A 26,685-nucleotide genomic window follows, 5' to 3' on the forward strand; every position below is an offset into this window, starting at 1 on the left:
GCACGGCTGCCGAATCAGACCGAGCGACGGCTTGAGCCACCTGAAGCCTCAATGGTGCGAGCCAGATCAGGCGCGATTGGCAGCGGCTTGAACGGACTGATGTTGGCGCCACCCGTGTTGCCGGTCGGAACCCAACCGAAGACCGTCTTCGTTGCTGCACCGACGATGCGGAGCACCTGTCCTCGAGCCTCTTTCCAGACGCGGTGCTTCATCGCCCAGACAAGCATCAGCACATGCACCCTGACGTGGTGGAACGTCGACGCCTGCCCGAGCACATGGGCGCGCTCAAGATGGGCGAAGCTGGCGCCGGCCTCGCCTGCAGCATCAAGCCGCCGGGCCGCGGCGATTTCGCGATCAACGTGTGGCGCAATGCGCTGAGAGAAGTGGGTCACAGGAGATCCTTTCAGGCGGCGACGGTCGCCAGTTCATGACTGGATTGAAATCCCTGTAGCCGCTCCAGAGTCAAGCAGTTTCACGGTGAAGGGGGCGCCCCTCGGGCCGTTCACGATCGCCTGGCACCGTGCGTTAGGCCTGCATCGAAAGGGCCCGGGCGCTGCGCGCCCGGCGGGGCGTCGACAAGGCCATGCGCTACCGACCTGCAAATACTGGTCAAACCGAACGTTCGGGCCTACGGGTTCAGCGCCACAGCAATCGCTCACTGGTCATGACCAGTGGACACGCTGCTCAGTGTGTCGAACACACTGCTCAACACTGCTGGAATACGCACCGATGGCGTGCCCGGCTCATTGGGATGCAAGAGGTGATTGCGCAGCGTCCTCAGCCGCTCGAGGTCTTCCTGCCCGAAGAACAGCTCCTTGGCCTTGGCACCGTATTCCTTGAAATGCAGGTCGCGCAGCGTGGCCTCGATGACCGCTTGAGCCATGACGATCACTGAAGCCACGCGCCAGCCAGGAACGCGCGCCGGACGTCGACTTGAAGCAGCAAGCCGTGAGAACTCAGGTGCAGCAGCGCGAAGGGACGTCGCGCTCGCTCCTCGGTCTGCCAGAGCCAAGCCTCTCGGGCGGTTGTTTCATCGGCCATGGCGTATTGAACACCCGCCGATGGACCGGCCTCAGGCGGCTGGGTCTGCATGCGCATCCACCCAGGCCTCGCCGGCCTCTCGAGCTCGCGCAAAGGCCATCGTCGCTGTTTCGCACAACTGGTCGACCAGTTCACTGTGCTCGGGCTGCGCGTCGGCTGTCTCTGCGACCGCGTACGCCGGCCGGTACAAATCGGGACCTTCTGGTCGCGCCTGCGCCAGGATCATCTTGCCGCGATAGGGGTGCTGTTGATCCATCTCGTCGCCTGTCAGGTCGGTTTCAGTAGCTTCCTCGCCGCAGTTAGCGTCTGCCGGCTCTTCCAGTACTCGCGCCACGGGTCCTCCTTCTCGAAGGAAAGGTATTCGCGGGCCGTCGTGATCGTCCACTGGGCGCCGCTCTTCAGCGACCCAAGCTGCTCCCAACTGATCGGTACGGAGACACCCAGCCCAGGACGCGCTCTCGCGGAGAACGCTGCGGCCGTCGTCTGTCCGTGACCGTTGCGCAGGTAGTCGATGAAGATCTTGCCGATGCGGTTGCCGCCGCCGCTTTTGGCAACGAAACGCTGTGGGATCGTCTTGGCCATGTGGGCCACCACTGCGCGGGAGAAATCCTTGACCGCTTCATAGTCGAGCTTCGGCGCCAGCGGCACGACGACATGCAACCCCTTGCCGCCGCTCGTCTTGAGCCAGGCGGCGAGGCCGAGTTGCTCCAGCATGGTCCGGGTCAGCACAGCCGCCTCCTGCACGTGAGCCCAGCTCACACCTTCACCTGGGTCCAGGTCGAAGACGACGCGGTCGGGCTGATCGATCCGCCTGGAGGTGGAATTCCAGGTGTGGAACTCGACGACGTTGAGCTGCGCCGCGTTGATCAGGCCGTCGACGGTGTCGACCGACATGAGAGCTTCATGCCCTGGCCACAGCGCGGGGTCCAGGTCCGTGATGCCGGGAATCTTGGCATCGGAATGCTTCTGGAAAAAGAGCTGCCCCGCGATGCCCTGAGGCGCTCTCACCAGCGAAACCGGCCGGTGCTTCAGATGCGGCAGGATCCGGTCGGCGATTCCCTCGTAGAAGTGAATCAAGTCCATCTTGCGCAGGCCAGTCGACGGATCGATGACGCGGTCGGGGTTCGTGATCTTGACGGCAGTGCGCGGCTGGCTGGCTGGCTTGCTTGCCGGCTGGACTGCCGGCGGCGCCGCAGCCTGCTCACGACGGATCAACCGCGGATCCTTGTCGGTGCGCACACCGCGGAACGTCGCATGGCGCACGCTGCCGTCGGGTGTCCACTCGCCAAACGCCACTTCGACCACCATTTCTGGGCGGACCCACCGCTCAGTGCCTTTGGCGCGCTTGGACCACCTGCCCGGCTTGGTCTCCTCAGGCTCTACAGACGGGGTCTTGGACTCGAGCTTGACCACCTGATCGTGGAGTTCCCGTCCTTGCGTCGACGACCAGCCGGTCCCAACGGACCCCGCATACCTGAGTTTGCCGTCGTCGTCGTAGTAGCCCAGCAGCAGCGCGCCCACTTCACGGGCTGAGTTGGTACGGTCTGTGAAGCCGACGACTACGAATTCTTGGCGTCGCTGGCACTTGAGCTTCAGCCAGGTGTCGCTGCGACTGGACACATAGGGCGACTCGGCAGCCTTCAGCATCACGCCCTCGAGCCCGAGTTGGCAGGCCGCGCTGAGCACCGCCATCGGTGAGGATGGCAGCTCCTCGCTGAAGCGGACGCGATCCGTGGCGGGTTCCTTGAACAGTTCCTTCAGGACAAGGCGCCGGCTGCGGAGGGGGACGGCGCGCAGGTCGGTGTCGCCAAGGAATGGCACGTCGAAGAGGTAGAGAACGATGTCTTTGGTGCGTGTGTTGTCGAAGGCGTTCTGAAGACGGTTGAAGTCCGGCACGCCTGCGTCGTTGAGGACCACCATCTCTCCATCGAGCCAGGCCTGCTCGATGCCGATGGACTCGATGGCTTCGGCAAGGGATGCGAGCTTGGATGTCCAGTCGTTGCCGGCGCGCGTGAGGATGCGGGCCTTGCTTTCGACGATCTTGATCATGGCGCGGTAGCCATCGAACTTGTTTTCGATGACCCATGAGCCGCCTGCCGGTGCGGCCGCAGTGAGCGTGGCCAGCTGCGGGTCGAGCTTGTCCGGGAAGCGCGCTTTCACCGCCTTGCTCAAGTCGGGGCCGGATGTTGGGGCTGAAGGCGCCCCGGCCGTCACGCGCGGCTCACGTTCCTCGATCAGGCCCAGCGGCTTCTCGACGACGCTGTCGGGCAGCGCGGTGATGACGTCGTAATCAGCGATGGGGCGCGCCCAGGCGTCCCCCCGCTTTTTGAAGAGGATCCACTGATCCTGCTTTTTCTCGCCTGGCTTGGAAATACGCACCAGCTCCCACAGGCCTGCGAGCTTCTCGCCATGCATCTCGAACACCAGCTTGCCCTTGGCCAACCCTTCACGCGGGTCGCCCACCGGTGTCCAGGTGCCCCGGTCCCAGACGATCACCGTGCCCGCGCCGTAGTGGCCCTTGGGAATCTCGCCCTCGAAGGTGTTGTAGCTGATCGGGTGGTCTTCGACGTGGATGGCCATCTGCTTGCTGGCCGGGTCGTAGCTCGGACCCTTGGGGACTGCCCAACTGACCATGACCCCGTCAAGTTCGAGGCGGAAGTCGTAGTGGAGCCGGGACGCCCAGTGCTTCTGGATGACGAAGCGCAGGGCGGCGTCCTTCGCCTTGCGCGCCACACGTCCTTCGGGCTCTGCCGTGCCGCTGAAGTCCCGCTTGGCGTTGTAGCGCGCCAGAGGCACATCGGCTGGCGCCTGTTTGGCGCGTTCCCGGCCAGCGCTGGCTGCCGTCTTACCTGCCGATTTCGCAGGTGCCGCAGCTTTTGCCGTTCGCGACGGCGCGCGTTGGGCCGTGCCCATGGCTTCAGCCCTTGCTGCCCTTCAGATGGCGCTCCACATCATCGGCTTGGCTGCCGACCTGCGCCACGGCTTGGCGCAGCTGCTCCGCAGTTACGCCGAACTTCTTCGACCAATCGCGGACCTCGTAGTCTTCATTGAGGTTGATGCGCTTTCGATCCTGGCCGCCTGCCTGAGATTTGTCGTCTGCCATGAAGTGCTCCTTCAGCGAAGAGATCTGCACGGTAAGACGGGGGTCTCGGACTGGCTGTCGGACAACGACGCGACAGTATTTACCTGTTCGCCGACGCATCAAACAAGGCTCGGCCGAAGACGTGCCCCTGGCTGCGGACCGTGACAACACCGTCGCCGCTATGTCAGCGCCGTCTAGAACTTCGAGCAGGGCTGAAACCGGACTATTAACATCTTGCTTGGCGGGACGTAGGTTTGCGAGAACGCGTTCGCATCAACAGCAGCTGCTCAAGGGTACGCCTCGACTTGTGTGACCGTGGCGCCGGTCGCCTTCAGGCCACTGACGACGTCGTTGATCGTACGCGGGATGAATTGGCTGGAGTCGCCCGTCACCGTGCGCGCGAGCGCTGCTCCTAGGGATGCCGCGCTGAAACCACCCGAGGCCTTGGTGAACGTTGAATAGATGTTGACCGAGTAGCCGCCTTGGTAGGGCATCACGCAAGCGAAAAACGTTGTCCCTTCACCGTACTGCGACAGCGAGGTGTCGCGTCCGTTGGCCGTCATGATCGCACCTTCGCAGGTCGGAACCTGCAGCGACTGACCCGAAGCCGCCGCAAGCGCGGCCAAGCCAGTTCCCTTCAGGGGTGAAGCCAACTGGAAGCGGGGCGGCTTCGCCGGGAGCGGGGAAGGCGGGATGCCGTTGTTCACCTGCACGGCGCTCATGTTCTTCTGCAGGCCAACCTTCACCGCCTCCGTTATGCGGGACGCCGGGACATCGATGACCTTCACGTCGTAGATCACGTAGGCTTGGCTGGTTTCACGCGTCGGCGTGGTGTTCGCACACCCGACGAGACCGAGAACCGCGAGCCCAAGCGCGCCGTATCGGACCCGCGGGCCGCCGCATGGAGCGTTGGACGTTGAAGCAAAACGAGAAGCGGTCATGAATCCTCCTTGAGTGTTGACCTGAACGAGCAGACCTGGCTCCGTCAGCATCTGCTGAAATGTGCGAATTAGTGTGTGTATGAATGAGTGTACTTTCCGGAAAGTCCGTCCGTGCCATCACGTGCGGACTCCCCCCAGAAAGCTTTTGGCTCCCGTATTAGGGAGATGCGCCTGCTCGCCGGCATGACGCAAGAAGATCTGGCCGAGCGCTGCGGCTTGTTCAGGACCTACATGAGCCGCATCGAGACCGGCCTGGCCAACCCGACGTTGACCATGATTCATGCGTTGGCTGCCAGCCTAGCAGTGACACCTGGGGCGTTGTTTGAGCCTGCGGGCCAGTTGCCCGAGAAGGCTGGGCGAGCGGATAAGCAACCTCGTCCGTCTCGTGGTCGGGTCCGCTGAAGAGCGCCCTGGTCCCTCTGTACCGCCTCAACGGCCTGAACCGGTTCGTCACTGGCTTATACGGGTCCCAGGTCACCTTCGGCATGATGCTGGGGTACTGCGTGCCAGGGTTCAACGACGCTCCGACGTTGCTCAACGGCTACTTTTCCAAGGCGACAAGCGACGCGGCGAGGCGATGCTCGGCGTCGGTCACGTTCGATGCCATGGGCTGGCATACGACCCACTACAGCCGTGCCGCTCCCGCGCCCGCTGCATTCAAGGCACTGCATGTATGGGTGGAGCGCCCGCTGCGCGCCCCTCCCACAACTGGCGCTTCGCTCGAAAGCTGAACCGTTCGACCGTAATCACAACCACCTGCCGCCCAGTCGCCGGTCAGCGCCGACTGGCGGGTGGATCTGGCCCCGCCCGACTGCGGCAGCGCACGTAGTTACCTGCAACCCCATCTGCGCGTCTCACGTCGTAGCGTATCGTGCCGCTGCTGTCACATTCCCAGAGAAGGACCGTCGTTTTCGATTTGCAGTTGCTGCTTTTGGTCCCGCGTCAGTGTCGCGATGTAGCCGCGCAAGCGGCGGTCCCACCCCGCCTTGATCTGTCGAGCCAGATCCTTGGCGGAGACAAGCTCTTGACCGGAAGAGACGCTCAACACCGCGAGCGGCACGATCGCCGCTTGAGAGGCAAGCGCGTCAACATACTTGATGACCGCGTCGCTGGTCGAGAACTCACCGTATCCAGGCTGGCTGGTCACAGCCAGGGCCAGTTCCTGGAAGCGGACCCCCTGCTGCGAAAGATCGATCTGGCAGGTCGAGGCGGTCTTCGGTACGACGTGGCTCAGCGCGTCAACGGATATCGATGCGAAGAACTCGTGCCCGATTGAAGCCAGGGCGTAGATGCCGAAGGAGCCGCTGTCAGGTGCGTGCGTCTTGCGCAACGCATCGAGCTGAGTCGTTTGCGCGGCGTTGGGCTTGCGGTATGCATCGAGAACCAGCGGCCTGTTGGTATCCATGGTCTGCTTGAACTGCACCCAAAGCAGCCGAACTCCCTTGTTCGGCACCAGTCCCTCCCCTGAGACCACGAGCAGCAGGTCGGCGCCAACAGAGATCTCTTTCAGCGCCGGCTTCAGGTTTGCCTGGATCGAGTTTGCATAGACGTCGAGCTGCGAACCCATCAGGTCGGCCGCAATGCCCAACTGATTTTTCAGTGCGGCCACGAAGTCGGCCGTCATGGCATCCTCGTTCTTGAGACTCTTGACGGCCTCACTCGCAGTGGTCGAGGCGTGGGTCAGAGCCCAGTACAAGCCGGCGGGGTTGATGCCGCCGTTGAACTGACTCGGCACGCCCAGCTGAACCCCGTTGCCGAACAGCATCCAAACTCTGATCGTGTTCCGAACAAGTTCCTTGAACGAGTTCCTCAGTCCGAGGAACTCAACGCGATAGGGATGCGTCCAGTCCAGCAGCTTGATTTGTGCGTTGGCCTGGTTGGTGGTTGAGTGGGCGGCGCTCAGCATGGCCTTTAGCTGCTGGACTTGGTTCCCCAGGCTGGCTGACTGATTGGATTCCGACGTCAGAGCTTGCTGCGCAGTGTCCAGCGCTTGCTGTTTTGTTGTGTAGTCCGCCTTGGGCACCGCGCCGATGCAGCCCAGTAGAAAACGCTTAGCGGAGAACTTCGTCATGGAATGACCTGCTCGTCGAACGGGGGCCGAGGGTAGCTGCGTGCCTGGCAACATTTGAAATTGCGTATGGTGAAAGATCACCTTCTCATCCCTGGCGGCTGTCGGCGCGCCATGCATTCGCTGGGCGGTCCGCTGGCGTTTCTACTCGCAAGGCAGCCTGCGGGCGGACTAGGATGACGGGCTCGACAAGCCTCGAAGCCCCTCGATGACCATCGCGCGCGCCGAAAACTCAGCTGAACTGCTCAAGCTCCCCTTCTTGGAGCTGAGCGAGGTGTTTTTCAGCGGCCTGCTCTTGACCAAACTGGCTGACACCAGCGGCCCGGACCCTGTCGTGTTGGAGTTCGGTTTGGCGGACATGTTCGTATCCGGCTCAATAAAAGCTGCTGTCTCCACGCCTGAAGTACAAGTCCACCGCCAGAACCCGGTCGAGCGCGACATGGCGGCCGGACTCTCGGTGTTGTTTGGCAGTCTCTTCGAGGACGCCTTGCAGCAATCACAAGCAAAGCACTCGGTCGATCTGGGAAGCTTTTTCGGCTTGAGGATGCAGACCGTGCTGGGATTCTTGCGCGATGGCGACGGTGCGGATCTGGCGCCGGCCATCGAATCGTTCGCACAGGCGGGGCAAGACAGCCTGGGTGTGCCGATATTCAACGTGTGGGTGAGTCGTCAGAAGTTCGTTGACGCCTTCAAGGTCAACGTCCTGAACTTCTTGCGGCTATCGGAAGTGCTCTACGGCAGGATGGTGGGCGTCACCGATTTGTCGGCGCCCTGGGTCGCCATCGACAAACAGTTGGGTTATCTGCGCAAGCGCCTCGACTACCGCAGCGGATTGACCGGGGAGACGCGCTTGAGCTTTCTGCTTAGCGAGTTCAATTTCAGGCGGGTCATCCAGCGCTTCGAAGGCGTCGGCGGCCAGGGCGTCATGCCGACGCCGCTTTCGGGTGATGCAGGCGAAAAGGCGGTCTTGCCATTCCTGCTGGCCGTCCAGGGCGAGCTCGACATTGAGCAAGTCAAGATCATCAGTCCGGTAGATCACGTCGACCAGGTCGACATCCAGTTTTCTGTACGACGTCCAGCGGTCAGCAACATATTTGGCGCCGCCTATTGCGCGCTGCCACCCCAGACGCGCGCGCAAATGACGGAGGTGCAGCTCAAGCTGTACGAGGACGTGGTCCGAAAGCTCCAGGCCAACCTCAGCTTTCTGGGCAAGCCGAAGTTGGAGAAGGAGTTCGCCCTTTTCGCGAGTTGGGCGGTGCGACGCGTTTCTTACTGCCTGGAAGAGCCGAGCTTTTTGAAGGTGCCTGCCCGGCAGTGGCTTGAACAGCACGAGGCCAGCGGTTACCAAAAGATGGAGGATGACTTCTTCCTGCCCATCCTCTACGAGCGCCTTCGGGAGCAGTTCGGCGACGTGGTCTACAAGAAGCCGGAGCGCTTCGGGGGCAACGTCGACATCCTGTTCGGCGATCTGCCTGTCGAACTCAAAGTTCGCAAGAACCAGCGGCCGGCGCTGGTCGACACAGTCGTCGATGAGACCTACAAGCCCACTGGCCAAGCCGCTGCATACGCGGCGGGCACTGGTCTGGGTTGTGTCATGGTGCTTGATGTGCCGACAGAGTCCCCGTCGAATACAAACTTGTCGGCTTGCGTCAAGGTGGTGGAGCGGCAGCTTCCAGGTGCTGAGCTGCCAACGTCAATCGTGGTCTTTATCTTCCAATGCGACACACCCCGCCCCAGCGGCGCGGCTTGACGCAAGAAGGGGCCGTGGCTGCCACGCAAGTACGAACCCGATGTCGAGAAAGACTGATCGGGCGATTTGCCGTTCGCGGCGAGCTGAAGAGCCTGCGCGCCGTCGTGTGCGACGCTTACCTCGACGCCCATGATGCGCACCAACTAGACGATCTATTCGGCTATTCGGCTTCATCGACGTTGTCATCCACCACTAGGACAGGCAGCGACACGGCGGGTCGCGGCGTTCGTGCCTGCTGCTCGACCCGCGCCGCGTCGGCTTCCGCCAGCGGCAGGTTGACGTTGAACTCGCTACGGTGTCCGGGTCCGTCCCTTTGCGCCCGCACTTAACAGATGGTCATCCGGAGGTGGCGCTATCGCCTCAGCGCTTCCCATAGGAAGGTCTGCCCCGGAGGACCTGGCCGGCACTGGTAATTGCTGGTAATTCTCGATAATTGGGCGGGAAGAGCTGGTCGGGCTCGCGGGGCCAGCGCCAAGGACAGCGGCATCAGATCAGGCCCTCCCTGGGAATCAGCTCTGGCGCGTAGGGCCCGCGGACGGGCCCTGGGTCAGCCGGTTTAGAGAAAGTTATGATAATCGCCTAACTTTTTGGCCAGTCATCAGCAGCGTCCGCCTTCTGCTGTCAGTGCAGCACAAGGCGCCGGCTGCGGCCTCGATCGCCAAGGCCTTCGACAAATCAGCCTTGGCGCAGAACACCCAGCAGCAGCACGAGATCGGCCCGCCGTTGAAGGCCCTTTTCGAGGAAGCAGCCAAGGCAAAAGCTTCGGACGTCAATCAGTTCAAGATGACTTTGCCGGACGCATACGTTGCGACAGCCTACGAAGCATGGCAGCGCCACGCTGGAAATCCAGCGATGGTGATCAACTCCACGTTCGCAAGGAAGCCTGGGCGGCTTCGAGCTTCTTCAGCATCGTTCGCAGAGGCGCGCAGTCCGGATAGTGCCGCACCAGCGTTGAACGCACCTCGTCCAGGTCACGTTCATGTCGGATCCGATCCGCCTCGGCCATCCTGCGCTCGAAGGTTCGGCTGGCCTCGTGGTAGTACAGATCGAAGAACTTGTCCCCGGGCAGCTCGCTGCGGCTGTACTCCCTCCCCACCCACTCTTCAAGTTCACTGCGTATCGAATCGACTCGGTTGTAGACGCCCTTGCGGTAGTAGGTGGCGGCCACGACAGATTTAAGCAGGTGACCTGCCCGCTCGTGGGCCTCGAGCGGCATGCGTGCCTTCGGCCGCCTTTGCGGCCCGACGAAGGTCATCACGTACCCCTCTGTCTGCCGTGGACCAAGGGACGTTCGCGTCTTGGGCTCAGGATTTCGCGTCGGCCTCGTCGCGGCGCCCGGGCTGACGAAATACGGCGCGAAGGGCGCCGAGTCACCTGTCCATGTCGCCTCCACGATCGGCGGCGCGGGCAACCGAGTTAGCCCCGCGTCAACCGATCGAGGCGGGACACCCTTGTCGAGTTGAGAGACAAGGTACATGCGTGAACCGACATCTGGCGCGTACATACCTGGCCATGCCGTTTGCACGACCTCGAAGCCATGCTCCATGGCCCAGGCCGCGCGCGCCTCCGCCAGCCCTTCGATGCTTGCAAGATAGGGCTCATCGACCAGGAGGTGGCGCTTGCTGGTGGCGTCGAACCACACGCTGTGATGGCTTTGGCCGGGGATCGCGTTGCGGGCGCTGCCCCGCGGGTAGATACGGTTGTTGCTCTTGGAGGGCCGCAGCCTGGTCGCATCCATGAACTGGAGAGTCCTGGCGGCAGCGCAAACGTCCCGGCGTGCCGAGGACTGGGAGTGAGTCAGGTGCTCGCGCTCCAAGTGGTCAGGCGCAGCTGAGCGGAAGTTGACCAACGCACGGGGGATCTTCAGCTGCTGTGGCGTGGCGAGCTCATCCAAAGTGCGGGACAAGGTGAGCGCCATGGTTTCGCGGTAGATCTCACCGGTCTTCTGGTCCTTCCAGTAACACGTGAGAAAGATGCTGGGGGCGCCGCGCGCGATTCTCGGGGTGGGAACCTTGCCCAGGACGTTCAGAGCGTGCTGGTAGTTCTGGAAGCCGGCCGCCTGAGCTGCAAGGTGGAGCGCTGCTCGGTGCTGGATGCCCTGCGCAGACTTGAGGTCGTTCGCAAGGGTCTTGATGCCGACCAGCGTGGTCGGACGTACAGATTCAATCGGCATGAAAGTCTCCCGGCTCATGTCGAAACGTCACCCGTCCACCGCTTCTCGAACCAAGGCTTGCATGCAGGAAGGAGAAAGGAGTAATCGGCAGTGCTGTCTACAGCTTTGCAATGACGGGTGCCCGGCTTCTGCCCGAAGCCTTGGCAGCCATTTTGTCATCATTCGCGTGGCGCGGCCAGGGTTGTCAGGACGCCGAGAGGGCCTACTCGCCACTGCACCGCCAGGACGGCTGCGACACATCGCGCGTTGCACGCGCGCTTCGCGATGCAGGCCGCCCTTACGATGAATCGGTACTGGACCGGCGTGATGCGATCAACGTCTCCCAGCGGCTGGCGTAGGGATGCAGGGGATGTCCGGGCTGAATGCGGGCGTCGTGCGCAAGCGTTGCCGCAACGGTAGGCCGGTCGGCCACCGGGGTGGGCGCGCAACAGCCAGGGCCGACGCGGGTTTCAGGCGCGTCCTTCGAGCAGCCGCCGCACAGCGGCTTGCGCTCAAACAAGCTGGCCACCTTGCTATGGCGCCTGCAGATGGCGCGAGTAGCATGGGTCGGCCCGGTTCTAGAAGGCTGGCAGATGCGCTGTCGGCTTGCTTCGCCACCGTCTTCGTCCGCGTCATCGGCGGCTTTGACCAAGGGAGTGAACTGCCGCTGAGATAGCTGGTGGCAACCCTTCGGGCGGTCGCCGAGGTAACAAGCCGCCGGCAAAGTGAAATCAAGGCGACCTGTTGGCTTTCGCTGCGCCGCGCCGTCCTAGGCGTCCGCCGCTTCAGTTTGCAGTTTGGCGCGGACGGACTTCTGTAGTTTGCGCATGATGCTTCGATGAGCGACCGGCTCGGTTGCGGCCTCGCTGGTGACGATCTTGCCGCATTGAGCGCGGACAACGTTGATAGCTCGATCGGCGTCACGAGTCGCTCCGGCAAGATAGGCTTTGCGCATCAGCCTCGGATTCGGCGCATCGCTGACGCTGTCGTCGGCCTCAGCACGGCGCAACAGGGCCCACACTGACCATGGCTGAAGGGATTTGCCGTTCTTGAGGTTCGCGATCAACGGGGAGTTGGGTGGAAGGCGCTTCCTGGCATCCTCTTCGCGCAGCTGTCGATAGCGCTGCCACAAGACTGCGATTTCCCGCGGAAGGACTACGGGTGACGGTCGCCCTGTGCAGCGCAACTCGCACGCCCCGTTTGAAGAGGGAAGGCTCAGATCGTCGACGCGCAAGCCGGCGATCTCTCGTGGGGTCAACGCGCCCCAGAAGCTGATGCCCAGTGCGAGGTGTCTGCGCGCCTGGCGCGCGTCGTCGGGAATGCTGGCGCTGCGCAGGATGCTCTTCAGGCCGTCTGACAACTGTTCGATCGCCAAGGTTTCCGTTGTGGACGGCCGTTCGAAGTGCGGAGGCTCCACATCGGCCGGATCCCACGAGAGCCAGTCGCGCCGAGCGCAGTAGAGCAGGAAGGACCGTGTGATGCGCACGGCTTGAACTGCGCTTGCTGGCTTCAACGGTTTGGCCAGCGGAGAGATCGCCGTCCTGTCTGTTGTCAGGCAGGACAGGTAGGCGGTCCAGTGCTTCGCCTTCAGGCGGTGGACTTCCAGGACACCAGACGACGCGCAGAAGGCGATCAGCCGACCCACCTCGCCGCGGTAGGCAGCAGAGGTCGCGTCGGACAGCGTCAGCGACTTCAGCCAAGCGACCTCGGCATCGGTAAGGATTAAGGGTGACCCGCGCGCAGCCATAAAAACAGAATTATGTACATAATTTTGGTCAACACAGAACGGAGCGTTGGATGACCACCTTGCAGCTGGACGAAAAGCCGATGGCAACTGGGCTTGCAGCTCGAATCTTCGAAAGAATTCGACTGACAGGAGGGGACTGGCTCGACATCGGCGTCGGAACCGGCCGGCTCTTCGAAGCGGGCCTCGCCAGTCATGGAATAGACCGCTACATTGGCTTAGAACTTGGTTCCAAGCTAGCTTCGAGCGGTCTGCCATCAGCGGCGGTTGCAGGCGAGTTGCACATCGCCGAGGTGCTGCAGCCCGATGCGGTGCATGGCGCCTTGGGCGAGCGCCGGTTCAGGGTTGCTATCGGCAACCCTCCGTCAGGGCTTGGCGTCATGCCTCCAGACGCGCAATCGAGGTTGAGGGCGCTCTATCCTGAGGTGGTGCCGATCAAGTCGCGGGCGAGATTGGACCTGTACATACTTCTTGAAGCACTTGCGCGTCTTGAGCGACCGGCGGAGATGGCCTTCGTCGTGGCTGCGCCCATCGTCCAGGATCCAACCTTGGCAGCATTTCGCAAGATGCTGGTGGAATCTGCATCCGAGATCGAGTGCTACGAACTGCCCGACGCCTTCAGCCAAAAGGGCAAAGTTCACTCCTTCCTGCTGGTGGCGCGGTTCGGCCGGACGCAGGGAGCTCGGGTGACACTGGGGCGGCTGGAAGGCGAAGACCTTGCGCTGTCTTCGTGGCGCGCTCTCGGCGCAAGCAATGCGATCCGTCGAATGGACTTGGCGTACTACGAGTTCCACGACATGACGCAAGCTTTGACTCGCCGAGCCGGGTTCGCGACGCTTGCTGACCTGGGTGCCTGTGTTGTGCCCGGGAGTCGCACCAAGAATCAGTTCGTTGCGATGGGTGTATCTCACTTCCACACCAGTGACTTTCCAGTCGCCGATGGTGCGGTGGTCTTCGATGAGCAATGGTTGGACGGCGTTGAGATGGCGCAGGAAGGCCACACGCTCGTACCCTGCATTGGCGCGCGCTGCATCGAGCGCGTCGTGCACGTTGCGAGGGGCTGCTGTCCCATCACCGACGCGGTGTACCGCGTGAACGTGCAGGCCAGGTGGCGCAATGACGTCTTCGACTGGATGTACGGCGAAGAGGGCAAGGCATGGAGACGTACTGCCGCCGAAGTTCTCGGCGCTGGCCGCCTCACCGCCGCGACGCTGATGTCGATGCCGGTTCCGACCTGAGCTTCAGAGGGTTCGGCTACGGCAGCAAGTCAAGACCTGATGCGGCGAGCTCTGCTCTGACCTGGTGGAGAAGATGGTCGATCTCCGCCGATGATCCTGTTTCGCAGTAGCAGAGCGTCAGGAGCGTCAACGGATGCACGCCCAGAACGCTGGCCAGCTCGTCGACCTTAGTGACAGTCGGTGTTCGCTCCCGCCGCTCCAACTTGCTGATGTAGGTTCGGCCGGAAACGGCGTCAAAGACGTCTTGTGGGAGTCCGCGAGCCGTTCGCAGTGCGCGGAATGCTCTCGCAAAGTCGCTGGTCTCAAAGCCATCTGGCGCGGATCTGTCAGATCGCATCTGTCAATTATGCGGCCTGGGGCTACTTCCTAAGAGGTGTGCAATGCATTCTCGTAGGTCGGCATCCTGTAGCTCACCACTTGGCGGGTGCACCGCTTCCCGTCGGGGCCGCCTCGCAAGGTGGGCTCAGCGACGTCGGCCTATGGCCCTCAGGCTTGGTCGAGCGACTGTGTCGGAAGGCATCTACTTCCATCTATCGAAGTCACTCTGACCGACGTCGGGGCCTGTTAGTCCATTGTTGGCCACGTACACGACCTTGCGCCAGGTCCTTGGCAGGAATGGCGCAGCGTGTGAGATGCGGATGCGTTGAACGACGATGAGATCGTCCTTTTCGTATCCGTCGAAAATGAGATTCACCGTCTCTTCCCTGCGCGGCAGGGTCAGCGTCCAACCTGTTCGCCCGAATCCCTCGAGTGCGCGGTACAGGCATGGAAGTCTGCGTTGCTCCATCCAGAATGCGAGGATGCAAAGGCTGGTGGGTTCGAAGTACGGATCCCGCCCGGCCATGACTACCCTTTGAATCTCCAGTATCTCTTCGTCCTCTGGAGCGCGCAGACACCCCAAGTCCAGGGACAGAGGATGTTTGAGTCGGCGCCACACCAACGGGTTGGGAATGGCCAGCGCAATGAGCAGCGTGAGGGACGGTATCAGCAGACACTTTCCCTCAAAGGGCGCCATGACCCACCCGTTCGCCCCAACGTCCTCGGACAGGCCCAGGCCCCTCAGACGGACGTCATCAGCTTCAAACGGGCGAAGCGTGTCGAGTCTCACTGATGCGTCGCGCACAAGCCGGCGCGTCCATGAACCAAATGTCGAATGGAGAGGCTCGAAAGCGAGTGGCCCGGCCCGCCACCCTTGCGGAGGCGCCTTGACGTCGAAGTAGTCCAACGCGGTAGTGGTGGTTCCTTGCTGAGCAGTCACTGTGTCAAGCGCGAGCAAACCATCGCGATCGGTCAGCGAGCGGCGCCACATGATGCGCGGCTCGTCGGGGCCTGGCCGGTGATCGAAGCGTTTCTTGACGCTGGGCGGGGCGTCCACGTTGACATGCTGCGCATACGGCGCGTGGGGGCGCTTCATAAAATGGTTCCCATCAGCCGTTCGTCCCAAGATCTGGCGTGTGTGTCTGTGGGCGCTGCTCGCCACAGCCGCTCGCGCAAGAACAGTCGCATCGTCACGTGGTGAAGCGGTCGGACTCGAAGAGAAAGCTGGGTGTACAAACCGCGCCACCAGTGACGGACACCGAGCAGCTGAGGAGCGACGCCGTATCTAGCGGTGAAAGCGGCCATCTCCCCGGCGAGATGGCCGGTGGCAACTTGGCCTCGCCTCCCTTGGAAGCCAACCCGCTTCAGAACGGTGGCGTACTGTTCGATGTCGAGATGAAGGCTGGTCGCCGCTCGCGTCGTGTGCAGGTTGAACTTCCCCATCTCGCGCGCTATGCAGTGAGACAGCTGCACACCTGGGACGGGCAGCGTCAAACGGTTCCCGTTGCACAGCAGATCATTTGCGGTCCAGAAGTCGTGGCGCTGCGGCTCGTATGGAACAAGGCTGTCAAAGAGACGGTCGTCGTGCAGATAGCAGTTCGCAACCATGGGAAGCTGATGCGCCGTGTGCCAGTACGGCTCACCAAACGTTCGAGCGTCTTCATGCCTGCAGGTGCGGCAGTAGCGGAGCTGAGCCGGCGTTGACGCGCACCGCAGCCCGCCAAGGGATTTGCTCAAAGGGCGGTCTTCAGCAGCGCTTGTCTGCAGCAGGTCGCCGAGGCGAGATGCTGGATCGAACGCAAGCATGTACGGCAACAGGGTGTGCTGCCGCGCGAAGCCGACCTCATCAAGCTCAGTGCGGCCGCGCAGGTGTGCCAGCAGCCGGTGGACGCGGTTCGGATACGCGATGTTGATGCGAGCCGACAGCCCCCCGAGCGCCATGCGAGGACGCAGGTCGCGCTGGGAGTGGCCGGCCCGGGTGAGGTCTCTTGCGACGATGCTGTACCAGAGTTCGCCCGGGTAGGGCGCTGGCAGTCGGTCGAGATCTGCGACTTTCACTGCACCACCCAGTTGTCGATGTCGAGGAGGTGCCCGAGCTTCTTCATGTCCGACTCAACCGAGCGCTTGGCCTCGTTGGCCTCGTAGACCAAGCGGCGGATGTCCAGCACAGGCAGCGCAGCGAACTGGCCTGCGATCGCCGCCTTGCGCTTGAGGTTCGAGGTCGGCCGCAGCCGCGGCTGCTTGGCCGCCTTGATCGCCTTGGCGACGATCTCTGCAGCGGTGGCCTCGGGATCCTGCTTGGCGGCATGGTTCGCGAAGTTCTCGGCCTGCTCTTGCGAAGCCATGCCGAGTCCCTGCATGGCCTTGCTGGCACCTTCAGCGGCGGCGTCAGAGGCCGCCGACCGAGCGGCTCGCTTCGCCGCCTGGAATTTCGCAGCCAGCTGGTATTCGGCCAGGATGCGCGTGGTGTAGAGATCGATGTCGTCCGGCTCGGCATCCCAGATCGTGGGGCTGTCCTCCCGGTGGCCGTCTCGCATCTGACGAATGGCCGGCTGGATGTAGTCCAGGTGCTTGGCGGCACAGGCCTTCACGAGAGTGACATCAATGGTCTCGGATTCCGTCGCGATGGCCTCGCACTGTGCAAATGCCATCAGGCGCACAGCGAAGTCCGGTACTCCCTGCGTGCACTGCCAGAAGGTGCTGGTGAGGTCGTCATCGCATGGCACGACATGGGTCGTGAACTGCAGCTTGAAGAGCACCGTCATGAAGGCGTCCCAGATTTCGCCGCGCGGGATCTTCTTGATGTGGGTGGTGCCGATGGATGTGGCACGTCGTGCGCCACGCAGCTTTGACTTCAGGATGGGCAGCGCCTCCCAAGTGCCGATGAGCATGACTGTGCAGCCGATCTCATTGACCATCGTGGTGAGGAACTCGACGGCGTCCTGCTCAACGCCGGTCTTCTTGCGCAGCCAGTGCTGAATCTCGTCGATGACCAGTACGCCCAGGTTGAGCATGCGCGCCATCACTGCACATTCGTGACCCAGGCGCCTCGCCGAGCCGCGCACCCTGCTGCGTTCTGCGCCAGTGGCCAGCAGCGTGGCATACAACTCCTCGTAGACCACCTCGGCAAGCGCTTTGTCCGTTTTGGTGGTGCCGGCCTCGGTCCACAAGAACAGGCGCTGGTAAAGGAAGTCGTGATGCGGATGCCGCAGCAGCGAATCGCTGCACAGCCGCCGCAGCATGCGGCGGCCGACTTGCGTTTTGCCGCACCCAGGCGTGCCCACCACCGTGATGAGATTGGGCATGTCGGACAGTTCGGTGAAATCCCTCCGTAGTGCCTCGTCTTTGGAGAACGAGTCGCACATGGCGTTGAAGACCGCGGCGGAGTCCGTACGGCGCCGTGCGTGTAACACGTACGTCCTGCAGATCGAGTTCCACAGATGCACCCCGAGCATGAGCTGGTCGGGGGTCGGAAAGAAGAGGTCGAACAATCGACCGATGTACTGCAACCGCAGTTCAGGCGGATGCTGGCGCTCTTCCGCCGTGCACCGAGGGATGGAGGTCATCGCGCTATGGATCTGACTCTCGTACAAAGGTGGCCAGGCCTCGATCAGGGGAATGCCCTGGTAGTCGATGTTGTGCGCTGGGTAGTATTGATCGATGTTGATGATTTTCATGATGGGTTTGCTAGTTCTGCTCGGACAGGGACTTGACCCGGTCGAGGTAGCTGTTGACAAGGCGGCGAGGGCTGGTCAGGGCTGGCTTGGGGGGCGCAACGGAACTCTCAGTTTTTTTCTGGTCCGCCAACACAGTGCCCGGTGTCGTGCTGACGGCGTCCGGTGTACTGGCGCCACCAAGGTTCGGACGGAAGGCGGCTTCGGCCTCCGTGCGATGAGCTTCGGCACGCCGCTGTGCTGGCAAGTCACGCTTTTGCTGAGCCTTGGATCCCCGATCAGGCGCGCCGTTCGTATCAGCAGTGGCTTCAGCGACGGTTTCATCGTGCTCCGTGATAGTTCGGCGGGTTGAGTCAGACTCTTCCTGTCGGGCGTCCTCGTTGTTCCTCGCCTGCTTATCGCGAAGTTCGTAGACCTCCGCGAAGCAGCGGCCGAAGTAGTCGAGTTGGTGCTCCAGCTTGTCGCTCAGCTGGCACTCGTAGGGGTTAGGTAGCTCGATTTCGCCAATGTGGGTGATGAACACCTTGTCAACCAGCCGTTCGTCATATGCGACGGTGACTTGCTTGCGGCCATGCCGTTTCGTCTTGGCCAAAGCCTCGTCGGCGCTTAGCTGATCATTGATGTAGATGCAATCCTTGAACTCGACGCCGTGTTCGGTGATGGCGCCGCGGCTGCGCCGCATGAGCAGGAACTGCACCTCATCGAGTGACCATCGCGTCAGGCCGCCGCTCTCCTCCCGCACGGAATACCGCCAGTAATTGAGGGGTGACGATGTCATGCCCATCGCCACCATTTTGGGCGGCAGGACCACGTTGTCGCGACGCTTCTTCATCCTGTCGAGCTCATGAATCAGCAAGATCTTCATGAACTCGTCGACGTCGAGTTCGGCATCGAACTTCCATGCCGCGTGTTCCTTGTGTTCCCAGTCCTTGACCGATGCCGCCGGCGTCTTGCCGTTCAGCCGGATCTGAAGCGTGTTGAAGTCCGACTCGACGCCGGGCTTCATGTCCGGCCTGCTGCCTTGCAGATTCCTCAGCCGTACGCCCGTTTTGGCTGCGAACGGTTCGGGGTTTCTGTTGTTGGTCTCCCCACGGTCGAACTCGATCTCCGCAGGCAGCCCCTTAACCGGCCAATCCTCGGGTTTGATCGTGATGCCGTACTTCGCACAGAAGGCCACCTTGTCCTCGAGGCAGTTCGCAATGGCGGCGGCTGCGACCGTCCACGACGCGCTGACCAACGACACCGCAATGCCCAATAGCATGCCGCTGCGCTTGCAGCGGATCCGGAACACCACGGGCGGGCCGATGATGCGACGGCCATGAAAGCGCGTGACGATCGCGATGTTCCATATCGTGGCGTCGCCCGACGACCTGACTCCGACGCGACGAGCCTTCGAGCGTTCGTTCCCGGTTTCTTCACGCTCGTTCTTGGCGTAGTTGGTATTCCCGACCTTGGCCTTGCGGCGTTCTGAATAGGGAACGAGCGTGTAGTACCAGTCCTCGAAAACTCTATATTTGGGATGCGTACGTGCGTCGATCGGCCGTTTGGAGCCATCGGCGTTGTCAACCACAAGGACTTCCTCGCACATGCGGTCGTAGGCATCTTTCACCGAGCGACCGCATTCCTTCCGCCTCCATTTGTAGTACTCATGGAAGACACGAAGGACCAGACGATCGACGATGACGCCCGGCGGTGAGGTAGGCGCCAGGCGCTTGCGCGGCATGCCGTCGACAGTGTGGTCATGCAGGTGCTTGCGCGTGGTACGCCGAGACCGCTCGATTTCCAAGGCCTTCTTGACGAGGTGACGCTTCGCATCGGCGAGGGGAACCTCCTCGAGGTTCTTGGTGTCGACGCCGACACGACCGCAGTTGCCGTAGTTGTCATCCAGGCAGTCATCCGTCTGCCCGCCTGACAACCATTTCCGGATGGCGCTCATGAAGACCTTTGAGGTGAGCGTCAGATATGTCGTGGCCTTGAGGATGTTGAAGGCTTTGACCCGTCCTTCCGTCGTCAGGACTGCGTCCCGCAGCTCGGGCCTCTCTGGATCGGCAAAGATGGGCGCGAACTTCTTGAAGCGCTCTTCTGCCCGGGCTTTTTCGGCAGGGGAGAGCTTCACCGCTTCCGGTTCCTGGATGAGCAATTCGCCAGCGTCGACTTCTGCCTGAATGTCATGGGTGTTTCGCCATTCGGGGAAAGCCAGCCGGTCGTTCATTGGGTAAAGGCAGCAGTCCTCCGGCGCTTTGAGAACCACCCGCCAACGGGCGGTCTCGTCGCTGGATATGAGGATGTCGCGCTCCTGGAATACGTCTGCATCCCCGCCGTTCATGCCTGACGCCCTTCCAGATGGAGCGATGCGGCCCATGCTTGCGCAACGCCCTTCCAGCTGCGCCAGTCGCGGAGCATGACGCCGGTCACGTGGCACTCCCTGCCGCAGCGGACGCTAAGGTGAGCGACTGGACTTCCAAGACGTCCTGTGAGAGCAGCCCCGTCTTTCGAACGTCGATCTGCAGGATCCGGCGGTAGAGCAGGTTGAAGATGACCGAGGTGAACTTCTCAACCGGCGAGCTCGTGAAGGTTGCAAGCTCGTGGGCCATGTCATTGAGCGTGCATCGACTTGTGGCTTGGACGACTCGCGCGGTGATCAGCTCGACGCGCTCGTTAAAACTGAGTTTGGCGGCGCCTTCGCTGGCCTGAAGCTGCAGGAATCGGAACTGCATCAAGTCCTCGCAGTTCTGCCTGACGGCCCGAGGGATGCATTGATCCGACTCCGTGACGATGCGCAAGCGAGAGCCTTGCCGCGCCCAATAGCGCCGCTCGATCTCCATGTGCTCTGCCATGTTGAAGTCGCGGAGGTCGCTGGTGTGCTTGCATTGGATGGGGATCCTCTGCATACCCGTCGGACCTTCGTAGTCCACGACAAAGTCCGAAGTCATGGTGAGCATCGTTCCCGTGCCGGTGCAGCGGGGGTGGTCAACGCCGATCTCTTCGGCGATGGCAAGGGTGTCTTCTCGGTTGAGCGGGTACTGGTCGTAGATCTCCTTGACCCGTGGGTCACAGTCGAGGACATCCAGCACGCTGGTCTCGACGTCGGAAAGGGTCAGCACAGGCCGGCGATGACGCCCCTCGATCTGCCGGCTCTTGTTGCCCTTGCTGGCGATTTCGCCAAACTTGATCCAGGCCAGCCAGTCGGCGCCCGTACCGGACCCGCGACCTTCCTTGATCTTCTTCTCCCTACGCTCCTCGGTTTCCTCGTAGCGGTGCACGTCAATCCTCCTTGGTACCGGCGGGGAGGTAATTGCCGCTTGGCCGGCTCTCGACTTGGTCAGGGCCTTTGAGGTCGGGTCGCCCGATGGCGGGGATAAGGCGCTCATACGAATTGCTTTGTCCCTGTGCCGGGCGCACGAGGCCCGTTTGGCGGAACGCAACCGGGGGCGACGTAAAACGCCGTATCGGCTCGGCGGTTTTCGAAGTCAGGCTGGTGTTGTGGGACGGGGACGGAGCGTCGCCGCGGGGCCACGGCGCCGTAGATTTGTTGGCAGGGGTATTCATGTGGATCTCTTCAGGAGGAAGGTGATCCAGATCCGCAGATGTGAGGCTGCTTCCCGACTTACGTACGAGTCGATCCACCCGACCTTCGTTGCGTTGAAGGTAGGTTGCCCCTAGACTAGGAGCCACGCACGGTTCGAGTGTGGTGGCTGGTTCCAGTCACAGGGGGCGGGTTCCTGACGGGGTTCCCGCCCCTTTGCTTTTCAAGCTGCGGGACCTGGGTTTGATGAGCGGTTTGGTGTGTTGCGGGAGACGCGAGCGCGCGACTCGTTCTGGCTTTCAGTACCCTTTCGATCGGTTAGCACAAGCCCGAGAGGCTTGACGCTTTTGCGAGGCGTGTTCGAACCAGCCGGTCACGAATGTGACTTGCCGAAATCAATAAAAGTTGGAAAGGCCGGGCGGTTGGCGTAAACCGTTAGTCGACCAAGCTCGAGGCGATGACGCTCATACCGGCAGGGCGACGTGGACGAGGTTTTTAGTCATCTCAAATATCAATGTCCGCACCGATGGGGTATCTGAGCGCCGGTGGCCTATAGACGCCTGTTTGTCGGCTTGAGGAATTCTAGGCACAGTGATTTACGGAGCGCAAACGGCTGAAGCGCCGTTTCGGCGCAAATAAATCCAGACGGCATGGTCCTACGACCTCCGCCCGGTGCAATGACTGGCCAAAAGGATTTGCGTCTACTGACCGGTGATGTCCTTCGCTACTTTACTAACCCTAAAGGGTTCATTCCAAGTGTACGAATAAGTGTTAGTTTTGTCGAGCTTGGGGTGGCCGCCGCGTGATCGCGATGCGTTGCGCGATGCCTGAGACGATGCGAGCCGAATCAACTGAATCGGTGCTGCACAGCTAGAAGAGTTGGGGCAAGATGCGCTGCGCGACGGCAGCTCGCTCCCCTCAAGACCCGCGACAGCTTAGATGCCGAGCTGAGCCGGCGCATGGAGCAACTACGCCGCAGGCGCATGCCCATGCGCCGTATCGCAGCCGAGGTTGGCCGCAGCGTTGCCACCATCAGCCGCGCCCTGTCCTGACTCAGCCTGTCCAACTTCAAGGCACTGGACGGCCCAAGCCGGTTCCGGGCAACCTGCGCGACTCGGTGGAAGGTGCAGGCTGGAGTTTGTCTATGTCGCCATCGCACATTGCGGCGTGCCGTCGAGCCTAGCCCTCCCAGCGTTCAGCTGGGCCAAATGCGTGTCTATGAACCCATATCTGTATGGCATCGGAGCCAGGCACGTTGACGAATTGGCTCAGTGCGCGCGCAGCCATCAAATCCGCCTGAGCTCCGTATATCAGGTAAATAGCTCGCTCGTAGTTGACTTCGTTCACGAACAGCGCAAGCGTCGAAAGGTCCTTGCGGATTGCCTTGTTGCTGGCTGTGCAGGGTTTGACTTCAATGACGGCGAAGTTGCCATCCATGCTTCCAGGCGTGTGGATGAGAAAGTCTGGCTTACACCGGTCGGCGCTCGATAGACGCAGAAGTTGGTGACCGGCCTTATCCACCTCACCATTCAGCTTGAACGGTGTGTTTGCCGGCCAGTCCCGTCGCAGTTGGTGATAGAGCTCGTAGCAGTAGACGCGCTCACGGTAAGCCGCCGGCTGACCCTGAATCGGCAAGAGGATGTATTCCTGGCCGATGCTGCCGGTCGCATTTTTAAGACGCAGATCCAGGTCGTTCATATGCCCCTTCTATGCCGCCATGGGCACGGCCGGTATTCGACACGAGTTCCGCGAAGGGGAGATCGAGACGTACCCAGACGTCGAAGGTCAACATCAACAAGGTCTACGACGCGAAGGCCACGTGCCGGCGGCATGCTGTCGTCAACCCGGTGCGTCCGAGTCTGCGCTCGCCCACGCTAGCTGAGCATCACCACGAGCCAGCTGAAGTTGAGCCAACCTCCCGTGCGTGCCGAAGAAAGAAGCGTCGCGGGGCAGGCCTCCACAAGGTTCCGGTGCCGAGTAATGAGTTGCGGTAGCTTGATTCTTAAACAACGGCCCACTGAGGCATCAATCTCAGCGGAACGACCAGGGAGCTGGCTCTCCGAAGGAAAAATGCCGGTTAGTTTCCGCCACTATCCCCATGCCGCGCAGCACTGCGTGGAGTTCGCCCGGATGCCCTTCGGCCTGCTCGAATGCTTCGCACACCTGCTCGAAGGTCGGCGGTGCCCGTCGCCGCACGAGCCATCCAACGAACCAATCAGCGTCGAAGCCGTAGCCGTCGTCGCAGGCTTGGGCCGCCCATTTGCGGAGGCGCTCTTCATCTGGCCAGATGTTGAGCCAGCGAATAGCGTGGGCGCTGGGTTCCTTCAATGAAGCTTGGGCGCTTGAAGCCGGGCTCGGCGGTGGTGCCTTCGGCAGTGCGGAAAGGCGGTCATGAGCGACGTACAGGTTTCCGGCGTCCCAACGGAGAAAGCCGCAGGTCTTGAGGTAGCTGAGGTAGGCACGCGTGACGGGCCGCGCAGACTCTTCGCCGCCGTTGGCGCCAAAGCGCTCCGCCAACCAAGCAGCGAGCTTCCATTCAGGGGGCATGCGCTGCCCGTACTTCTCATCTCCTGGCGCGCTGACGATGAACTGAGCAAAGATTGCGGTTTGCCAAAGGTCGTTGTCGGCAAGGACGACGCCAGTACCTTGCCGTAGCGACACGCGTACATGCCTCGGAAGGTCCTGACGTTGGATGCCGAGCTGGTTCTGCAGGCGCCGCCACTTCTCGTCAGCGGAAAGCGCGCGGTACCGGGCGTTCGCCGCCCTGATGTCATTAGCAGGGTTGAATCGTGGACCGGGCAGCGGCTCCCAACTCTCCCGGCATGAGAGTTCCTGGAGTCGGGATCGCCGCCACGCCTCGAAGCCCTGAAGCAGACGGGCCTTCCATTCCGCTTCCCGTGGGTGGTACAGCCACTTCTTGTTTTCCGTGGATGCGAGAACTGCTTCTTCCAAGGCCTCAAAGGTGAAGACGCGGCCGACCAAAGGCGCTAGGTTGACTTCAATGCTGGGCAGCTGGAGCTGCGCGAGAGCAGCCTGTTTTTCAGCATCGGCGGCATGAGTCACGCGCATCTCGACGCCATGGGCGGCGTCGGCTATGAAGCCGAGGGCATCGGGGCGCCGTGTGCCGACCGTTTGCTCGAGGATGACGTGATCGAATTGCCAGGTCTCGCCTTCGCCAAAGATGTCGTTGTCGTCAAAGCGGCCGCATTGCGGGTCGATTTTCCAGACGCGGAGCGGTAGCCCCGGTAGGCGAATCCAGCGGCGGTCGGCGACCAGTTGTTTGGCCGCAAGGTGCAAGGCGGTCTCAGGACCGGTGGAGCAGTCAGAGCCTGCATGGTGGGCAAAGTGCTGGATGTTGACCGCGCCCTTTTTAGCGAGAAGGGGCTCACCGCAAGCGGGGCAGCGGCAGTTGCAAGCAAGGCCGCGTTCGACCTGGCTGACGTCAACGAGTCGTCCGTCAGGCCGCAGACCGAAGGGGAGGTGAGCGCCGGTTGCCATGCTGGGATGCGGCCGCACTGTACCCGCCGACAACGCAGGCCTGCGACATCGGCGAATTGCAGCTTCATCACAGGGTGCCGGTCATCTGACCGAACGCCGTCCGTCGGTCAACATGTGTTTCCTAGCTGCTTACAGAAGTTCTGCAGCGGTCTCTACCTACTCCACTTACGTCCGCTCGGCATACAGCCTGCGACCCCGCGGGGGCCCTGGCTTGCAGCAGCACGATGGCGCTCGTCTCGGGCGGCAGTTCGTCACGGCGGCGATGGGAGGCCGGCAGCGCGGAGTCGTCGTGGCCTGTTCAGCTATTCGGCAGCAGCGGCCGCCAGATCACCGATTTGCCATTCAGCTCGACCCGCCCACTCGCCCAGAACAGCGGCAAGGACGCTTTCGGGATCGAGTGGCTGAAAGCGTGGGCGAGCCCAAGGCCGTGCATGCCCATGGCGGCATGGGCGAGTTTGTCGTCAGGCCACATCGTCCAGCCCTTCGTGTCGCACATCACCTGGAGGTAGTTGCGGAAGAGCTGCAGGCCGACAGCATTGCTGAACTCAAGCAGCTTCAACACATCAGCCGCCGGCATGCCGCCAACGTGCAGCGTGTCGAAGACGTAGGGGCGCAACTGATCCGGAGACGGTCCCGCATCGATGAGCTGCCGCATGTCGAAACCTGGATCCGCCATCTGCGCCAACAGCTGAGGTTGCGCGACCGTGACGTTCTGAGCGCCGACCACCTCAATGTGACCGAGGCCGCGGTCAGTGAGTACGCGCCGCACCAGAGCCTGGCCGTAGTCCGTGGCGACGCCATAGACCATGCGGACCCCGGTCTCCTTCAGCAGCCCGGGATCATCCAGCCGCTTCGTTTTGAGGCGGTTGTCGCGCAAGCCCAGCAGGCTGTCGATGATGCCGATGGCCTCGGTGCCGGACCATAGGCCGTCCTCAAACAGGACAAGGCGTCGGGCGGCGCCGTCCTGCATTGCGTCCGCCGGCCCGCCAAAAACCTGCCTCCCGAAGCGCTTGCCCAGGGTGTTGCCGACGATCTCGGCGCTCTTGAAGCCGCCACGCGGTTCGCGATTCACGCACAAGACCTCGTCGTCCTCGACCCGCATGCCGCACAGCAACTCGCTCAGATCCGACGGTGCCTTTAAGTCGAACAGCCCGAGCAGCGCGCGCGCCATCCAGGGCTGGCCGCCGAGCCTGCCGAACTGTTCGATCCATGCGTTGACGTGCTCACGCCCGATCTGACCGTGGGTCCAGTGTTGAAGCATCGCCGCGGCGGCGCTGGGCACTGACAGGCCGCAGTTATTGACCCGCGATTGCACCAGTGATGCGTTGTTGCCCGAAGAGTGCTTCTTCAAGGCACCGGTGCTGGTGACCTCGAGCTCCATGTCGGGGCCTTTGGAGAACTCCATCAGCCGTAGCTTGTTGTTGACCTCGCGGGCTGCCAGCACGAGCGGTCGATCCGTGGTGTGCGCCGGCACTCGCCGCAGGGCGTCCATGAGCAGCCCTTGGCCATCGATCGTGCGGCCCCTGTCGATATCGAATGGGATCACCGTCGCCAGGTCCGGAATCATCCGTCCATGGACGTGTCGATGCAGCTCAGCACGCACTTCGTCGTGGTGCTGTGGCTCGCACATGATGATCAAGGCTCGCATGGTGG

The 26,685-nt window shown here is 62.1% G+C and carries 21 protein-coding genes and 2 pseudogenes; 4 read left to right on the plus strand and 19 right to left on the minus strand.

The genetic code is table 11. The features are described from left to right. Positions 1–14: 14 nt before the first annotated feature. The 6 genes from AC0IZJ_RS09765 to AC0IZJ_RS09790 all read right to left on the minus strand — a co-directional run bounded on the left by AC0IZJ_RS09765 (position 15) and on the right by AC0IZJ_RS09790 (position 5,064). Positions 15–392 (minus strand): DUF3703 domain-containing protein, encoded by a 378-nt coding sequence (locus AC0IZJ_RS09765; protein ID WP_471849055.1) that lies wholly within the window; start codon positions 390–392, stop codon positions 15–17. Positions 393–655: 263 nt separating this feature from the next. Beyond that, positions 656–901, minus strand: a complete 246-nt coding sequence (locus AC0IZJ_RS09770) for a hypothetical protein (RefSeq protein WP_471849057.1) — start codon at positions 899–901, stop codon at positions 656–658. 171 nt (positions 902–1,072) lie between these two features. Then, on the minus strand, positions 1,073–1,297 hold the full coding sequence (locus AC0IZJ_RS09775) for a hypothetical protein (RefSeq protein ID WP_471849058.1): 225 nt from the start codon (positions 1,295–1,297) through the stop codon (positions 1,073–1,075). An 11-nt stretch (positions 1,298–1,308) separates the two neighbouring features. Further along, a complete protein-coding gene (ligD, locus tag AC0IZJ_RS09780) occupies positions 1,309–3,954 on the minus strand; it encodes a DNA ligase D (protein ID WP_471849060.1) in 2,646 nt (881 codons plus the stop codon). Between the two features lie 4 nt (positions 3,955–3,958). Further along, complete coding sequence (locus AC0IZJ_RS09785) at positions 3,959–4,144, minus strand: DUF3606 domain-containing protein (protein ID WP_471849062.1); 186 nt, start codon at positions 4,142–4,144, stop codon at positions 3,959–3,961. Positions 4,145–4,410: 266 nt separating this feature from the next. Then, on the minus strand, positions 4,411–5,064 hold the full coding sequence (locus tag AC0IZJ_RS09790) for a hypothetical protein (RefSeq protein WP_471849064.1): 654 nt from the start codon (positions 5,062–5,064) through the stop codon (positions 4,411–4,413). 111 nt (positions 5,065–5,175) lie between these two features. Between AC0IZJ_RS09790 and AC0IZJ_RS09795 the strand changes: the two genes are divergently transcribed. Further along, complete coding sequence (locus tag AC0IZJ_RS09795; protein ID WP_471849066.1) at positions 5,176–5,466, plus strand: helix-turn-helix domain-containing protein; 291 nt, start codon at positions 5,176–5,178, stop codon at positions 5,464–5,466. Positions 5,467–5,947: 481 nt separating this feature from the next. On the opposite strand, the gene AC0IZJ_RS09800 is transcribed toward AC0IZJ_RS09795, so the two are convergent. Next, the gene (locus AC0IZJ_RS09800; protein WP_471849068.1) at positions 5,948–7,135 is read right to left on the minus strand and encodes a hypothetical protein; all 1,188 of its coding nucleotides are present in this window, start codon (positions 7,133–7,135) and stop codon (positions 5,948–5,950) included. A gap of 205 nt (positions 7,136–7,340) precedes the next feature. Here AC0IZJ_RS09800 and AC0IZJ_RS09805 point away from each other — a divergent pair, with 205 nt between their 5' ends. Further along, on the plus strand, positions 7,341–8,882 hold the full coding sequence (locus tag AC0IZJ_RS09805) for a hypothetical protein (protein ID WP_471849070.1): 1,542 nt from the start codon (positions 7,341–7,343) through the stop codon (positions 8,880–8,882). An 859-nt stretch (positions 8,883–9,741) separates the two neighbouring features. On the opposite strand, the gene AC0IZJ_RS09810 is transcribed toward AC0IZJ_RS09805, so the two are convergent. Next, on the minus strand, positions 9,742–11,055 hold the full coding sequence (locus AC0IZJ_RS09810; RefSeq protein ID WP_471849072.1) for a DUF5623 domain-containing protein: 1,314 nt from the start codon (positions 11,053–11,055) through the stop codon (positions 9,742–9,744). Positions 11,056–11,803: 748 nt separating this feature from the next. After that, the gene (locus tag AC0IZJ_RS09815; RefSeq protein ID WP_471849074.1) at positions 11,804–12,781 is read right to left on the minus strand and encodes a tyrosine-type recombinase/integrase; all 978 of its coding nucleotides are present in this window, start codon (positions 12,779–12,781) and stop codon (positions 11,804–11,806) included. A 50-nt stretch (positions 12,782–12,831) separates the two neighbouring features. Between AC0IZJ_RS09815 and AC0IZJ_RS09820 the strand changes: the two genes are divergently transcribed. Then, positions 12,832–14,016: a hypothetical protein gene (locus AC0IZJ_RS09820; RefSeq protein ID WP_471849077.1), complete on the plus strand. Its 1,185-nt coding sequence runs from the start codon at positions 12,832–12,834 to the stop codon at positions 14,014–14,016. A 16-nt stretch (positions 14,017–14,032) separates the two neighbouring features. Here AC0IZJ_RS09820 and AC0IZJ_RS09825 read toward each other — a convergent pair whose 3' ends face one another. From AC0IZJ_RS09825 to AC0IZJ_RS09850, 6 genes are all read right to left on the minus strand, one after another. Continuing rightward, positions 14,033–14,353: a helix-turn-helix domain-containing protein gene (locus AC0IZJ_RS09825; RefSeq protein ID WP_471849079.1), complete on the minus strand. Its 321-nt coding sequence runs from the start codon at positions 14,351–14,353 to the stop codon at positions 14,033–14,035. 183 nt (positions 14,354–14,536) lie between these two features. Further along, positions 14,537–15,430, minus strand: a complete 894-nt coding sequence (locus AC0IZJ_RS09830) for a hypothetical protein (protein WP_471849081.1) — start codon at positions 15,428–15,430, stop codon at positions 14,537–14,539. Beyond that, positions 15,427–16,392, minus strand: a complete 966-nt coding sequence (locus tag AC0IZJ_RS09835) for a TniQ family protein (protein ID WP_471849083.1) — start codon at positions 16,390–16,392, stop codon at positions 15,427–15,429. Before AC0IZJ_RS09835 ends, AC0IZJ_RS09830 begins: the two co-directional genes overlap by 4 nt. After that, positions 16,389–18,011 carry an AAA family ATPase gene (locus AC0IZJ_RS09840; protein ID WP_471849085.1) on the minus strand — a complete coding sequence of 541 codons (1,623 nt, stop codon included), beginning with the start codon at positions 18,009–18,011 and terminating at the stop codon, positions 16,389–16,391. The genes AC0IZJ_RS09835 and AC0IZJ_RS09840 overlap by 4 nt, the downstream gene beginning before the upstream one ends. A gap of 10 nt (positions 18,012–18,021) precedes the next feature. Continuing rightward, a complete protein-coding gene (locus tag AC0IZJ_RS09845) occupies positions 18,022–20,334 on the minus strand; it encodes a hypothetical protein (RefSeq protein ID WP_471849087.1) in 2,313 nt (770 codons plus the stop codon). Positions 20,335–20,419: 85 nt separating this feature from the next. Then, on the minus strand, positions 20,420–21,271 hold the full coding sequence (locus tag AC0IZJ_RS09850; RefSeq protein WP_471849089.1) for a TnsA endonuclease N-terminal domain-containing protein: 852 nt from the start codon (positions 21,269–21,271) through the stop codon (positions 20,420–20,422). Between the two features lie 1,177 nt (positions 21,272–22,448). Between AC0IZJ_RS09850 and AC0IZJ_RS09855 the strand changes: the two are divergent. Next, positions 22,449–22,583: pseudogene (locus AC0IZJ_RS09855) on the plus strand (helix-turn-helix domain-containing protein); the annotation flags it as partial. Positions 22,584–22,713: 130 nt separating this feature from the next. Here AC0IZJ_RS09855 and AC0IZJ_RS09860 read toward each other — a convergent pair. The 4 genes and pseudogenes from AC0IZJ_RS09860 to AC0IZJ_RS09875 form a co-directional block, all read right to left on the minus strand. Beyond that, on the minus strand, positions 22,714–23,232 hold the full coding sequence (locus AC0IZJ_RS09860) for a hypothetical protein (RefSeq protein WP_471849091.1): 519 nt from the start codon (positions 23,230–23,232) through the stop codon (positions 22,714–22,716). A gap of 333 nt (positions 23,233–23,565) precedes the next feature. Further along, the gene (locus AC0IZJ_RS09865) at positions 23,566–24,831 is read right to left on the minus strand and encodes a hypothetical protein (protein ID WP_471849327.1); all 1,266 of its coding nucleotides are present in this window, start codon (positions 24,829–24,831) and stop codon (positions 23,566–23,568) included. Between the two features lie 27 nt (positions 24,832–24,858). Beyond that, a pseudogene (locus tag AC0IZJ_RS09870) lies at positions 24,859–25,032 on the minus strand (competence protein CoiA family protein); the annotation flags it as partial. A 298-nt stretch (positions 25,033–25,330) separates the two neighbouring features. Beyond that, positions 25,331–26,680, minus strand: coding sequence for a phosphoribosyltransferase-like protein (locus tag AC0IZJ_RS09875; RefSeq protein WP_471849093.1), 1,350 nt, complete (start codon positions 26,678–26,680; stop codon positions 25,331–25,333). Positions 26,681–26,685 lie beyond the last annotated feature (5 nt).

The sequence above is a fragment of the Roseateles sp. AC306 genome (assembly GCF_979253795.1).